Raw genomic sequence first — 13,010 nt, forward strand, 5'->3', positions numbered from 1 at the left:
GGGCCGGTGCTCACCGGAACACCACGGTGCTGGTCTGGTCCAGCAGCACACGGTGCTGGCAGTGCCAGCGGACGGCGCGGGAGAGGGCCAGCGCTTCGGCGTCCTGGCCCACGGTGGACAGTTGCGCCGGACCATAGGTGTGGTCCACGCGGATGACTTCCTGCTCGATGATTGGACCCTCATCCAGGTCCGCCGTGACGTAGTGGGCGGTGGCACCCACCAGTTTGACGCCGCGGTCGTAGGCCTGGTGGTAGGGACGTGCGCCCTTGAAACCGGGGAGGAACGAGTGGTGGATGTTGATGGCCCGTCCCTCCAGTGCCCGGCAGAGGTCGTCCGAGAGCACCTGCATGTAGCGGGCCAGGACCACGAGGTCGGCGTTGTACTCATCCACCAGGTCCAGGAGCCGGCGCTCGGCATCGGCCTTCGTGTCCGGGGTGACAGGGACATGGATGAAGGGCAGTCCGGCGGCTTCCGCCATGGCGCGGTGGGTTTCGTGGTTGGAAACGACCGCTACCAGCTCTGCGCCGAGGCTGCCGCCGCGCCAGCGGAAGATGAGGTCGTTCAGGCAGTGGCCGAACTTGGACACCATGACCAGGACCCGCTTGGGGGTCTGGTCGTGGAAGCTGGATTTCATGTCGAAGCGGCTGGCGATGCCGGCGAACTCTTCCTCGAGCATCGCCGACGTGTAGCCGTGGGAGCCGGAGAACGCGGTGCGCAGGTGGAGTGTCTCACGCAGGCTGTCATCGAACTGCTGGTGTTCGTCGATGTTGAAGCCACGCTCAAAGAGGAATGTGGTCACGGCCTGCACGATTCCGGCCTGCTCGCGGCAGGACAAGGTCAGAACGAACTTCCGTGCCGGCTCTTCCTTGAGCGCTGGCAGGGTAGCGGTTGCTGAAGCTGTTGCGATGAGGGTCATGTCCCTCCTCCTTCTACTAGATATATTCAAAAGCTGCGGACTGATATATTAGATTGGATGCCAGCGTATACTGGGCCATAGGCGAGGTCAATAGTTTTTCCCAAGTTGCGAAGAAGGGGCTCAGCATGGCAATTGGAGCTTTGGCGGTGGGGGACGACGACGCCAGGAAGTCGCTGGCAGATGTCGCCTATGAGAGCATCCGCGACTGGTTGCTTATGCTGGAAATCAAACCCGGCGAGCTGCTCAACGACGAACTCCTTGCCAAAAACCTGGGCATGGGGCGGACTCCGGTGCGCGAAGCCCTGAAGCGGCTGGAGCTGGACCGGCTGGTGAAGACCTACCCGCGGCGGGGCACTTTCGCCACCCGGGTGGACGTGACGGACCTTTCCTTCATCTCGGAGATCCGTGCCCAGCTTGAGCCCCTTGCGGCCGCCCGGGCCGCACGGGTGGCCTCCCCTGCGATCCGGGACAGGTTGCGGGCCACACTCGAGAAGGTCGAGGCGTTCGACGTTGCCGCGGCAACCGTAACCGAGACGCTGCAGCTGGATGCCCGGGTGCACCAAGGCATCTATGCCGCCGCCGCCAACCCGCACCTGGAGGACATCCTGATCCGGTACGACAACCTGGCAACGCGGATCTGGTGCATGGTGATCGACCGCCTTCCGGACCTGTCGCACCACGTGCGCGAACACCTCGATCTGCTCCGGGCCGTTATCGACGGCGACGAGGAGCGGGCTTCCGAGCTAGCCAAGGTGCACGTGAGCGGATTCGAACATGCGGTGCGCGAGGCACTCTTCAACGCCTAGCTTTTTGGTGGCCGCAGAGCCCCACCGGCAGGGCCAGTGAAGGATTGGCCCCGGCGCATGCTGCGCCGGGGCCAAATTCGGTTGTTTCCCTACGGTGCGGCTGCCTTCTCCAGATCCGGCCCCTTGCCTTGGCACGGCTGGCCGTCGGCGCATCCGTCCGGGCACTCGTGCTTTGTCACAAAGTCGAACTGCGCGCCCCGGTGTTGCTCCACTCCGGTCCGGATAGCCCGCTCCACCACAGAGTCCGCCAGCCGGCGGCGCAGGGAAAGGGGGTCTCTGCGCAGGTCCTTGGTGAGGGCGAAGCAGAGCAGCAGCATCACGATGACAAAGGGCAGGGCCGCGACGATGGTGATCCGCTGCAGGCCCGACAATGCTTCGGAGGGTTGGTCGCCGCCGGCCAAAAGCATGACGGCGGCCACGGCGCCGGTGAGGGCACCCCAGAAGATGACCAGGGCACGTTTGGGTTCGGAGCTGCCGTTGGAGCTCAGCGACGCCATGATCAGGGAGGCGGAGTCGGCGCCGGTAACGAAGAAGATTGCAACCAGGACCATGGCCAGGACAATCACGGCCGCAATCATCCACCCCGGCAGGGGGAGAATCTTCACCAGGTTGAACAAGGCCCCATCAAAATCGATGGTTGCTTTGCCGTCGGTGACGGTCATCAGGCCCGGCGTACCGGCTTTGTCGGCTTCCTGCTGGATGTGGAAGGCCGTCCCTCCGAAGATGCCGAACCAGATGACACTGACGAGGCTGGGCACCAGCAGAACGCCGGTGACGAATTGCCGGATGGTCCGGCCGCGGCTGATCCGTGCGATGAACATGCCCACGAAGGGCGTCCACGAAATCCACCAGGCCCAGTAGAAGATCGTCCAGCCGGACATCCAGGTCCGCAGCGCCTCGTCGCCGACGGCCTCGGTGCGGGAGGACATCTCGGCCAGGTCGCGCAGGTAGTCGCCAATCGCCGAGGGGATGAGGTTAAGGATGAAGAGAGTGGGGCCCGCCACGAACACGATGACGGCGAGGACCACGGCAAGGACCATGTTGACGTTGGACAGCCACTGGATTCCGCGGCTGATGCCGGATACGGCGGAAGCGATAAAGCATGCTGTCAGGATCGCCACGATGGCCACGAGTACAGGTGTTCCGACCTCGCCTGTCCAGCCGTTCGACGTGAAGCCGCTGCCAATTTGCAGGGCGCCGAGACCCAGTGACGCGGCCGTGCCAAAGAGCGTAGCGAAGATGGCAAGGATGTTGATGACCTTTCCCACCGGCCCCTCAACGGTCCTGATGCCGAACAGCGAGGTGAAGGCGGCGGAGATCAGTTGCCTGCGTCCCAGCCGGTAGGTGCCGTAGGCCATGGCAATGCCCACCACTGCATACATGGCCCAAGGGTGCAGGGTCCAGTGGAAGATGGACGTGGCCATGGCCGTCTGGATGGCTGCGGGGGTACGCCCGTCAACGGTTCCGGGCGGCGGCGAGACGAAGTGGTACAGCGGCTCGGCCACCCCGTAGAACATCAGGCCGATGCCCATTCCGGCGGCGAACATCATGGCGATCCATGACACCGTGCGGAACTCGGGTTTTTCGCCGTCCTTGCCCAACGGAATGTTGCCGAACTTGCCCAGGGCCAGCCACAGGACAAACACGACGAACAGGGACGCGAGGACCATAAAGAGCCAGCCGGTGTATTCCATGACCCAGGCCAGGGCGTCTTTGGACGTGGTGGCCAGGCTGTCCTTGTCGGCAAATCCCCACACCACGAAGGCGAGGGCGATGGCGCCGGTGATGCCGAACGTGGCCTTGTCCAGCGTCAGCTTCCGGTCGCGGCGCTGGGAGACGGCCTGCTCCCTGTTACTCTGCCGCAGTTCCTCCAGTATCTGCTGGTGTTCGTTGACGGCGGGAAGGGCCGTCGATTCCTCGTGGCCGGCGCCCGGAGGCTCGGCGGGAATTCCATCGGAAGGCGGCACTTTTGGCTTGGCGGAGGTGAGATCACTGTTAATGGCCACGAAAGCGGGTCCTTTGGCTAGTCCATGGGCTTGCGTTCAGTGCTGGGCATCGGGCAGCGCAATCCGGGGATGAATCGCCGCCTGGCCGTTGGCCAGCGGTGGCAGGGCATTGGGCCCTATGGGGAGGTGTTCCGCAAAGATCAACAGAGTTCGCGCTAAGCAACAAGAGTGCTGTACGTCACTTTGAAAGTCAAGGGTGTTACGGGGTGCGGAGTCGCTGCTCACCAGGCGAAGCGAGGGACTCGTTGCATAAAAAAATGACCCCCGGTCCAGCCGGGGGTCACTCATTTTCCTAGTGGCCGTGGTAGCCCATGTTGGCGCTGACCTTATGGCCTGCTTCCTTCAATGTATCCAGCAGGCCTGGAATCCCCTCCGGGTCGAAGCGGAATGCCGGCCCCGAAATACTGATGGCGCCAATCACGGTTCCCTGGTGGTTGCGCACGGGAACCGCAACGGCATTCAGGCCGATCTCGAACTCCTCGCGCACCACGGCATACCCGTCGGCCGCTGCTTTGAGCAACTGAGCGTCCAGTTCCTTGCGGCTGGTGATGGTCCGGGCGGTCCGGGCGGCCAGGCCGGTCTCCTTCAGGATGCGGTCCCGGTCGTCGGCCTCCAGCGCGGCCAGGAGGACCTTGCCACTGGACGTGGCGTGCAGCGGCGTCAGGCTCCCCACCCAGTCGTGGGTGGCCAGCGTTGAGGGTCCCATGGCCTGGTCAACGTTAACGGCGTAATTCGAACGCAGCACCGCCAGGTTGACGGTCTCCTTGAACTCGTCCGCAAGGCTTTCCAGGACCGGCCTTGCCTCGTGGACCAGGCTCAGCCGCCCGGGAATGGAGCTGGCCAGCCGGAGGATCCCGAAGCCAAGCTGGTACTTGCCCCGTTCGCTGTTCTGGTGGACCATCTGGCGGGTCACGAGCGAACCCATCAGCCTCGAGACGGTGGACTTATGGATCCCCATTTCCTCGGCGATCTCGCTCACGCCCGCATGGCCGTCCCGGGCCAGGATCTCCAGCACGGTCAGGGCGCGCTCCACGGATTGCACCCCGCCGGACTGGCCGCCCTCGGCGTCGGTATCGGATTCCGGGTCTCTATTCGAAGCCATACCTCCAGATCCTATGCCGGAACTGTGACCGCCGTGACATTCGGTTTACCTGCTTGACGCGCCGACCCTGACGTCCGCGCTAGCTCCCGCGGTACGTTGAGTAGGCAAACGGGCTCAGGAGCAGGGGGACGTGGTAGTGCTCAGGGCCGGTCACTTCGAAGACCAGGTCAACCTCGGGGAAGAAGGTGGCTGTCTGCAGCCCGGCGTAGTACTCTCCCGTGGCGAAGTTCAGTTTGTACTGCCCGGGTTCCAGTTGCTCGGGGCCCAGGTCCTTTGCCCGGCCGTCGGCGTCGGTGCTGGAAGCGGCCAGCTCGCGCCAGGTGCCGGCGTCGTTCTTTGAAAGGACCACGGCGACCCCCGCCGCCGGGCGTCCGGCGCCGGTGTCAAGGATGTGGGTGGTGACGTGGGAAACGCTCATTCGCTGATCAGTCCTTCAAGCCGCAGCACGGCAATCTCGCGCAGCTGCTGGGCCACGATGGTGTCTTCTTCTTCGGGGGAGTTGGCGAGCCGCCGGTTCAGTGCCTGCAGGATTTCCGGTGCGGTGCGTCCGGCGGCCCGGATCAGGAAGACCCGGCCGAATTTTTCCTCGTACTCCCGGTTCCCCCTGGCGAGGGCCTCTGCGGCCTCAGTATCTGCCGGGTCAACCCCGGCCTGCTCGGAACGGGACATGGACGCCTCGGTGCCGGCCGTCGTCGGGCGTTCCCCGATCCGCGGGTGGTGGGCCATGGCGGCTTCGACTTCGGCGGGAGTGAACGGCTTGGCTGCGTCCGCGGCGAACGCCAGGAGCCCGTCCCGGCTGGCGAACGGCCGGGCTGCAGCCACTGCCTCCACCCAGCGGGTGACGTCGATGCAGGGCCGGAGGGTGGCCTGGGCCGTGGCGGGCTCCGCGGTGTTGAATTCGGCAAGCTTCATGCTGGCGTATTCCTTGGTGGTCATGCTGGCATCCATGGTGACGGCTATGCGGATGCCGGTTGCCCCGGCGCCGATCGTCCGAGCGGCTTCCGCATCATGGAACTGTTATTTCAGCATACGTAATATCTAAGGACAGGCCGGCGCCCGTGTCAAGAGCGTCCATCAGCCATTTGGGCCAGCCGGTAGGATCGCGGAAGGGCCACGGGCCCACGCTGATGATACTGGGGGCACAAGGGAATTATGGACGGGGCGGCTATGCAAGTGCTGACCGATCAGGATGCAGGACGCGACGCGGGCCTGCGGGCCTACGGACTGCTGCCATTGGCAGCGGGGGACACAGCGGGCCTGATTGATGACGGGGCGCAGGAGGCGCTCGAGAACCTGGTCCGCCTCGCCGCCTCCCTGTGCGGGGTGCCCTACAGCGTGGTCAACATCATCACGTCCAGTGAACAGGTCCAGATTGCTGCGTATGGCATCGACCCCGGGGTCTGCGCCCGCGAGGATTCCATGTGCGCCGTGGTCTTCCTCGACCACAGCACCACGGTGGTCCGGGACGCTTCCCGGGATCCCCGGTTCGCCGCCAACCCGTTCGTCACCGGCCGCATCGCCGACGTCCGCTTCTACGCATCCGTGCCGTTGGAGACATCCTCGGGACTGGTCCTTGGGTCACTGTGCGTGTTCTCCGATGAGGCGAGACTCCCTGCTCCGGAGCAAATCGAACTGCTGGAGGTGTTGGCCCACCAGGTGGTCGAACTCCTGGAACTGCAGCACCGCACCCTCCAGCTCAACGACGCCCTGGCCGAACTGCGGCGCAGCAACGATTTGCTCTCCGAATTCGCCGGCCGGGTCAGCCATGACCTTCGCACTCCACTGACCACCATCCTGGGATATGTGGAGCTGGCACAGGATGATCCCGGAATCACGCCGTCAGACCCATCCGCGGAATACCTGGACCTGATTGGCACCGGCGGCCGGCGCATGCTGGGCATGCTGGAAGAGGTGCTGTCCTATGCCAGGGTGGACGGCGAAATCCGTCCGGAACGGGTATCCCTGCTGGCCGTCACCGCCGAGGCCGCGCAGGACCTGGGGGTGGATCTGGGCTACGGCAGCGGCATCTCGTGCGAGGACGCGGAAATCTTCGCGGACCGGGCCCAGTTGCGGACGCTGGTGCAGAACCTGTTGGCGAATTCCTTGAACTATGGCCGCGCCGACCGTGCACTGCGAATAACCGTCGGCGCCAGCGAAGGACCCCAAGGCGCCACCCTTACCGTGGCCGACAACGGCAAGGGGATCCTGCCCGCGGACCGGGAACGGGCGGTCCAGCCGTTGGTCCGCCTGAACCGCCCCGGCGACGGGCCCGGGACCGGGCTGGGGCTGGCGACGTCCCGGCGCATCGCCCAGGCGCACGGCGGCGAACTCGCCATTGGTAACACACCAGGCGGTGGCGCGACGGTATCGGTGCTGTTCCCCGCCCGGCCGTAGCCGGCCCCGAACCTAGTCCTGGGAGGACGTCCGGGACAGCACCCACGTGTTGGTGCCGTCCTGGCGTTCAAACGTCACGGTGGTAACCAACGCTTCGATCAGCGCCAGGCCCCGCCCTGATTCGGCGTCCTCGTCCGGGGTGGAAGCCTCCATCGGACCGAACGGCGGCTTGGCGTAATAGGCACTGACGCGGGCCTGCAGCAGCGCGGGCTGCACGGTGGTTTCCACGCCCAGCTCCACGTCCCGTTCACCGGCGGGCTGGGCGTGCTGGACGATGTTGGACGCAGATTCGATGACCGCGGTGGTGAACGTCATCTGGTCCATGTCGTTGACGAATGGAACATCCAGCCACAGGCTGTCGAGGTCGTTGTGGACCGCTTCGATGGCATCCTCGGCGGCCGCCCCCCGGAAGCTGCGCGAGGCCAGGACCTCAGTCATTGCCGAACGCCTCTTCGGCCGTGGTGTACGCCGTGAGGACCTTGTCCATGCTGGTCAGCTTCAGGACCATGTTCACCTGCGGCTGCACCGCGGCGATCCGGAGGTCGCCGCCTGCCTGCCGTGCCGCCTTCAGGCACCCGATCAGCGCGCCAAGGCCCGAGGAGTCCATGAACGCGGTGTTTTCCAGGTTGACCACGATCCGGTTCGACCCACCGGCGATCACGTCGGTGACGAACTCGCGCAGCTTCGGGGCGGAGACCATGTTCAGCCGTCCGTCCGCTTTGACCTCCGCGTATGAGTCCTTGACCTCATAACTGAACTCCATCAGGATTCCTCTCTTGTTGCAGGTTCTGCGGCCGGTTCGTACCCCTTGTAGAGCACGGCGCGGACCAGGATGCTCATGACCACCAGGTCAAAGACCACCCAGATGACATTGACCAGGGTGCCCAGCGGTTCCGCCAGCCCGGTGGCCAGGCGGATGATGCCGACGACGGCGGCGACGGCCAGCAGGACGGACACCACGATCTGGGGCCGGATCAGGCTCCAGCTGGGTCCGCCGCTTTGGCGCGCCTTGGGGGTGACCGCAAACCCGAGGGGACGGCCGAACCATACGTTGCGCGCCGCCGTCGTGCATGCCTTGATCCACGTGGGGAACAAGGCAAGGCTGTACTGCTGGCCGCGCCAGGTGGGGATGCCACGGCCGGCCACCGCGAACAGCAGCTGGTTGACCACCATGAACGGGATGAACCGGATGAAGAAGTCCCAGCTCAGGCTGCTCACCGGCAGGATGCCCAGCAGCAGGTAGATGATGGGGGCGGCGAAGTAGATGACGGCCGCGAACCCGCTCAGGTACGTCCACATGGTGGCGAAGTACATCAGGCGCTGGCCCAGCTTCAGGCCCTTCTGCACCAGCGGGTTTTCACGGAGCAGCACCTGGATGGTTCCCTGCGCCCAGCGCAGCCGCTGGGTGAGCATGGTTTTCAGGTCCTCCGGCGCCAGGCCATAGGCCAGGATTTCGTGATGGTAGACGCTCTCCCAGCCCATCGCGTGCATGCGCATGGCGGTGGCCATGTCCTCGGTCACGGAAATGGTGGCCAGCGGCATGACCGGCTGGGCCTCGCCGGTCCGCTCCACGGTCAGGGCGTCCAGCACGGCCTGGACAGATTCCAGCGCGCCCAGCGGCGACCAGTCGCGGGCGGACATGCGCTGGACAGCGTCGTCCGCCACCACGGGCACGCCGGATTCACCCACGTGCGCCAGCTCCATGGCGGCGATCTCTTCGAGGTCTGCCTGCAGCGCTGCGACGTCGGCCTGGACCAGGGTCTGCACCGCGGCGTCCACCCGGCGGCGTACCCGGTAGGTGACTTCGGCCAAGGGCTGGCCGGCGTCCACTTCCTGCTGGGCTTCCCGGGTGGCGGCCTCCACCTCGTCCAGCACCTCGGCCACCAACGGCGAGTCGATATCAGTGGACTTGCGGGCCTGCCGGATGGCTGCGCGCGATGCGGCCAGGGCGCGGCGGATGCTCTTTTCGGTTTCCTTGACGTAGCCCACCAAGCCCAGCTGCATCAGGGCTTCGCGGCGGAGGATCGCGTTGGAGCCGCAGAAGAACGCGGCGTTCCAGCCGTCCTTGCCTTGCTGGATGGGGCCGTAGAACAGGGGCGCCTGGCTGCCCAGGGGGTCGCTGGCCGGGACGTTGCTGAAGTACTGGGGAGTCTGGACCAGGGCCACGCGCCGGTTGTTGAAGTAGCCCAGGGTCTTTTCCAGGATGTCCGGTTCGGGGATCTGGTCCGCATCCAGGATCAGCAGGAATTCGCCGTCGGTGACCATCAGCGCGTTGTTGAGGTTTCCTGCCTTGGCATGGCGGGGGAGGTCCTCGGTCCAGTCCTCGCTGCGGGTGACGTAGCCCAGGCCGTGCTGTTCGCACAGGGCCTTGAGCTCGGGCCGGGCGCCGTCGTCCAGGATCCAGGTGCTGTGCGGGTGGCGGATCTTCTGGGCCGCCAGCGCCGTGGTCAGGACCATGTCCAGGTCCTCGTTGTACGTGGTGATGAAGACGTCCACGGTGGCGTCATGGGGCGGTTCGGGGGCGCCCTTGCGGATCTTCAGGTTCCACACGGTCATCCCGAAGAGCATGACGTCGATGAGGCTGTAGGTTTCTGCGGCCACCAGCGGCAACGCGATCCACCACGCGTCCCAGTTCAGGGAGGACATCCAGCGCCAGGCGATGTAGTTCAGGCCTGTCAGGACGGTGAGGACCACCACCAGGCGGGTCCAGAAACGGGTCATGCGGCCGCGTCCTCTGCGGGCAGCCGGCGGACCACGACCACAGTGACGTCATCCTCCGCGGTGTCGGCCGGCGCCAGGGCCAGGATGGCGTTGCTGGCCTCATGCGCGGAGCCGGCGGACTGCGTGGCCGCCCGGACGGCGTCGGTGAAGTCCTCCACCGATGCGAAGACGTCCAGGACGCCGTCACTGACCACCACCAGGGTGTCCCCGGGGGCCAGCTCCAGTTCCGCATGCGGCCACTGTGTCCCGGGCCATGCGCCCACCGGTGGTCCGCCGGAAGGAAGGCGTGCCGCAGGCCCAACGGGCTGAACGTGCAGCGCCAGGCCGTGTCCGGCGTCGACGTAGCTGACCTTTCCGGAGGATGCGTCGAGCCGGGCATGGAACAGGGTCACGAATGAGTTGGAGGAATCCAGGTCCGTGGCGATCGCCTTGCTGGCGGAGGCGAAACCGGCGTCGAGGTCCTGCCGCTGGCCGGTGGAGCGCATGACGGCCCGGACGGTGGCCGCGATCAGGGCGGCGCCCATCCCCTTGCCCATGGCGTCCGCGAACGTCAGGTGGAGACCTTCGGGCGTCTGGTACCAGTCGTAAAAGTCGCCGCCCACGTTGCGCGAGGGGCGGAAGATGCCGGCCACGTCATAGCCGTCCATCCGGATGTCCTCCTTGGGCAGCAGGCTCTGCTGTACCTCGGTGGCGCGTTCCAGCTCGCCCCGGGCCGCGAATTCGGCGGCAGCGGAGGGCCGGCGCCGGAACAGTGCGTTGATGCGGGACTGCAGCTCCCGCGGACTGAACGGCTTGCTGATGTATTCATCGGCGCCGTTGTCCAGGCCTGTCAGCTTGTCCAGTTCGTCGGCCCGTGCCGTGAGCATCACGATGAATGCGTCGGAGAATTCGCGCAGGAGTTTGCACACTTCCAGACCGTCGAGGTCGGGGAGGTTCAGGTCCAGGGTCACCAGATCGGGCTTGCGGAGGCGGACTTCTTCCACCCCCGGCAGGCCGGCTCCGGCGTGGGTGACATCGAAGCCCTGCTTCGCCAGGACACGGACCAGCAGGCCGCGAATGTCCGGGTCATCTTCGATGACCACCGCACGGCGGGATTCGGAGGGAGAGACCATAGCTCTACTTAACCGTATTAAGCCGCACAGGGCATGTCTTATGCTTCACAGTTTCCGGTGACTTGGCTGACAGGGCGGTTTCCGGTCCTTCCACCCCAGCCGCGGGGCACCCGGCAGATCTTGCGGAAATCTTGGCACCTGCTTGCCGAGACGTTGAGGAAGCCCGCGCACACTCGAAGGAACGCAGCAGCTTCCGGGCATCAGGATACGACGACGACCGCGCGGAGACTGTACAGCTTGCGGAAGGCGGGGAAGCCCATGGAAGACGTCAGGAACAGAGGGGCGGACAAGGCCAGGGCCCTGATCCGGCTGTACTTCCACGCACGGAAAGTGCGGGCCGCGGCCAAGGACCTGGAGCAGGCGCTCGCCGAATCGCGGGAAGTTTCGAGCTGGCCCGGCGACCGCCTCCCCGTGGGGGAGGAGATGTCCCGGCACGTGGAGAAGCTGACCCGGCGGCTCAAGGTGGAGACCGAGGCCCACAGCAGGTTCGCGAATCTTTTAAAGACTGCGGGAAGCGGGCATTCCTTAGCGGCGCTGTAGGTGCCAGACTTAGCAGCAATCGATTGGCTGGGGATAGTCAGGAGATTGCAGTGGGCGTGTTGGCAGGCTGGGCGTACCTTTTGGCGGGACTCATGACCATGGACGCGCTGTTGTTGGCGTTGTGGGCCATGGAGGTTGACTGGGGGAAGTACTGGCGCCGCAAGTAGCACTTGCCACTTCCGGGTCCCGGGCCGGGAAAGGTTCAGGGCAGCGCCAGCCTCATCAGGACACGAGGGAAGCCATTGAGCACCGAGTCCGTTTCCGCGGCCTTGGCGAACCCGGCGTCTTCGAAGAGTTTGCGGGTGCCCACGTAGGCCATGGTGAGGTCCACTTTGCTGCCGCCGTTGTCCACCGGATACCCCTCAATGGCGGGCGCCCCGTAGGAGCGGGCCATTTCCACCGCCCCGGCCAGGAGGACGTGCGAGATGCCCTTGCCGCGGTGTCCGGGACGGACTCGCAGGCACCACACGGACCAGGCGTCCAGTCCGTCCACGTGCGGAATTTTCCGGTTCCGGGCGAAGCTGGTGTCCGCACGGGGGTGGACCGCGGCCCATCCAACCACCTCGCCGCCGTCGTACGCCAGGACCCCCGGCGGCGGGTCCTGGGCCACCAATTCCTTGACCAGCGCGCCACGTTCCTCAGCGCGCAGCGCGACGTTCTGCTGGGACGGGATCCGGTAGCTCAGGCACCAGCAGACCGTCGCGTCAGGGCGCTTGGGCCCCACCATGGTCCTGACGTCCTCGAAAACCGTTGCCGGGCGTACCTCGATGGCCATCCCGCCATCCTTCCACCGGCTGCCGGCCGCAGGCAACGCACCCGGGGAAGTGCCGTCCCGGGAACGCCGAACGCCCTTGCACCACGTGCAGGGGCGTTCGGGAACAGCTGCGGGAAGCGGAGGCAGGTCTAGATGCCGAGGGCTTCTTTCAGGCGGGCGACGTGCCCGTCGGCCTGCACCTGGTATTGGGCCAGGGTGACCTTGCCTTCGGGGTCCACCACTACGGTGGAGCGGACGATTCCTTCGTGGATTTCGCCGTTGACCAGCTTCTCGCCCCAGGCTCCGTAGGCCAGGGCGACAGTGTGGTCGGGGTCTGAGAGCAGGGGGAAGGTCAGGGAGAAATCACCGGTGAAGCCGGCCAGGGCCTCCTGGGCGTCGGGGGAGACGCCGACAACCTCGTAGCCCTTGCCCTGCAGGGAGGACAGGCTGTCGCGGAAGTCGCAGGCCTCGGTGGTGCAGCCGGGAGTGGCGGCTTTGGGGTAGAAGTACACGATGACGTTCTTGCCACGGTAATCGGCCAACGAGGTCTCCCGGCCTTGGGCGTCCCGGAGGGTGAACTCAGGAGCCGGCGTGCCGGGCTGAAGCTTGGTGGTCAGGGTGGGGCTCATGGCGTTCCTTTGTAAGACTGGTCAGTGATG

Annotated in this window: 14 protein-coding genes; 3 read left to right on the top strand and 11 right to left on the bottom strand. The window is 65.7% G+C overall.

Going from position 1 to position 13,010, the window contains the following annotated elements; translation table 11 throughout:
• Positions 1-10 precede the first annotated feature (10 nt).
• Entirely contained in the window at positions 11-916 is a 906-nt protein-coding gene (gene purU / locus AC4EEO_RS01015; RefSeq protein ID WP_491339669.1) for a formyltetrahydrofolate deformylase, read from the bottom strand.
• Between the two features lie 125 nt (positions 917-1,041).
• Here purU and AC4EEO_RS01020 point away from each other — a divergent pair, with 125 nt between their 5' ends.
• Positions 1,042-1,722, top strand: a complete 681-nt coding sequence (locus tag AC4EEO_RS01020) for a GntR family transcriptional regulator (RefSeq protein ID WP_491339670.1) — start codon at positions 1,042-1,044, stop codon at positions 1,720-1,722.
• An 89-nt stretch (positions 1,723-1,811) separates the two neighbouring features.
• Here the strand turns inward: AC4EEO_RS01020 and AC4EEO_RS01025 are convergent, their stop codons facing one another.
• The 4 genes from AC4EEO_RS01025 to uraD form a co-directional block, all read right to left on the bottom strand.
• Positions 1,812-3,728 carry a BCCT family transporter gene (locus AC4EEO_RS01025; protein ID WP_491339671.1) on the bottom strand — a complete coding sequence of 639 codons (1,917 nt, stop codon included), beginning with the start codon at positions 3,726-3,728 and terminating at the stop codon, positions 1,812-1,814.
• 292 nt (positions 3,729-4,020) lie between these two features.
• Entirely contained in the window at positions 4,021-4,830 is an 810-nt protein-coding gene (locus tag AC4EEO_RS01030) for an IclR family transcriptional regulator (protein WP_018760848.1), read from the bottom strand.
• Positions 4,831-4,909: 79 nt separating this feature from the next.
• Positions 4,910-5,248, bottom strand: a complete 339-nt coding sequence (uraH, locus tag AC4EEO_RS01035) for a hydroxyisourate hydrolase (protein ID WP_018760849.1) — start codon at positions 5,246-5,248, stop codon at positions 4,910-4,912.
• Positions 5,245-5,742, bottom strand: a complete 498-nt coding sequence (uraD, locus tag AC4EEO_RS01040; RefSeq protein WP_133831968.1) for a 2-oxo-4-hydroxy-4-carboxy-5-ureidoimidazoline decarboxylase — start codon at positions 5,740-5,742, stop codon at positions 5,245-5,247. Before uraD ends, uraH begins: the two co-directional genes overlap by 4 nt.
• A 255-nt stretch (positions 5,743-5,997) precedes the next feature.
• Between uraD and AC4EEO_RS01045 the strand changes: the two genes are divergently transcribed.
• Positions 5,998-7,224: a sensor histidine kinase gene (locus AC4EEO_RS01045; RefSeq protein WP_491339672.1), complete on the top strand. Its 1,227-nt coding sequence runs from the start codon at positions 5,998-6,000 to the stop codon at positions 7,222-7,224.
• A 12-nt stretch (positions 7,225-7,236) separates the two neighbouring features.
• Here the strand turns inward: AC4EEO_RS01045 and AC4EEO_RS01050 are convergent, their stop codons facing one another.
• From AC4EEO_RS01050 to AC4EEO_RS01065, 4 genes are read right to left on the bottom strand one after another with little or no spacing between them, the layout of a single operon-like run.
• Positions 7,237-7,662: an ATP-binding protein gene (locus AC4EEO_RS01050; RefSeq protein ID WP_018760852.1), complete on the bottom strand. Its 426-nt coding sequence runs from the start codon at positions 7,660-7,662 to the stop codon at positions 7,237-7,239.
• Positions 7,655-7,987: an STAS domain-containing protein gene (locus tag AC4EEO_RS01055; protein ID WP_018760853.1), complete on the bottom strand. Its 333-nt coding sequence runs from the start codon at positions 7,985-7,987 to the stop codon at positions 7,655-7,657. Before AC4EEO_RS01055 ends, AC4EEO_RS01050 begins: the two co-directional genes overlap by 8 nt.
• On the bottom strand, positions 7,987-9,945 hold the full coding sequence (locus AC4EEO_RS01060) for a glycosyltransferase family 2 protein (protein ID WP_491339673.1): 1,959 nt from the start codon (positions 9,943-9,945) through the stop codon (positions 7,987-7,989). Before AC4EEO_RS01060 ends, AC4EEO_RS01055 begins: the two co-directional genes overlap by 1 nt.
• Positions 9,942-11,057 (bottom strand): PP2C family protein-serine/threonine phosphatase, encoded by a 1,116-nt coding sequence (locus tag AC4EEO_RS01065; protein ID WP_491339674.1) that lies wholly within the window; start codon positions 11,055-11,057, stop codon positions 9,942-9,944. Before AC4EEO_RS01065 ends, AC4EEO_RS01060 begins: the two co-directional genes overlap by 4 nt.
• Before the next feature lie 258 nt (positions 11,058-11,315).
• On the opposite strand from AC4EEO_RS01065, the gene AC4EEO_RS01070 reads away from it, so the two are divergent.
• Complete coding sequence (locus AC4EEO_RS01070; protein WP_240617774.1) at positions 11,316-11,597, top strand: hypothetical protein; 282 nt, start codon at positions 11,316-11,318, stop codon at positions 11,595-11,597.
• Positions 11,598-11,799: 202 nt separating this feature from the next.
• On the opposite strand, the gene AC4EEO_RS01075 is transcribed toward AC4EEO_RS01070, so the two are convergent.
• Positions 11,800-12,372: a GNAT family N-acetyltransferase gene (locus AC4EEO_RS01075; RefSeq protein ID WP_018760858.1), complete on the bottom strand. Its 573-nt coding sequence runs from the start codon at positions 12,370-12,372 to the stop codon at positions 11,800-11,802.
• 128 nt (positions 12,373-12,500) lie between these two features.
• Positions 12,501-12,980: a thioredoxin-dependent thiol peroxidase gene (gene bcp / locus AC4EEO_RS01080; RefSeq protein WP_018760859.1), complete on the bottom strand. Its 480-nt coding sequence runs from the start codon at positions 12,978-12,980 to the stop codon at positions 12,501-12,503.
• Positions 12,981-13,010: the final 30 nt, after the last annotated feature.

It is taken from the genome of Pseudarthrobacter sp. MOO13, assembly GCF_058267655.1.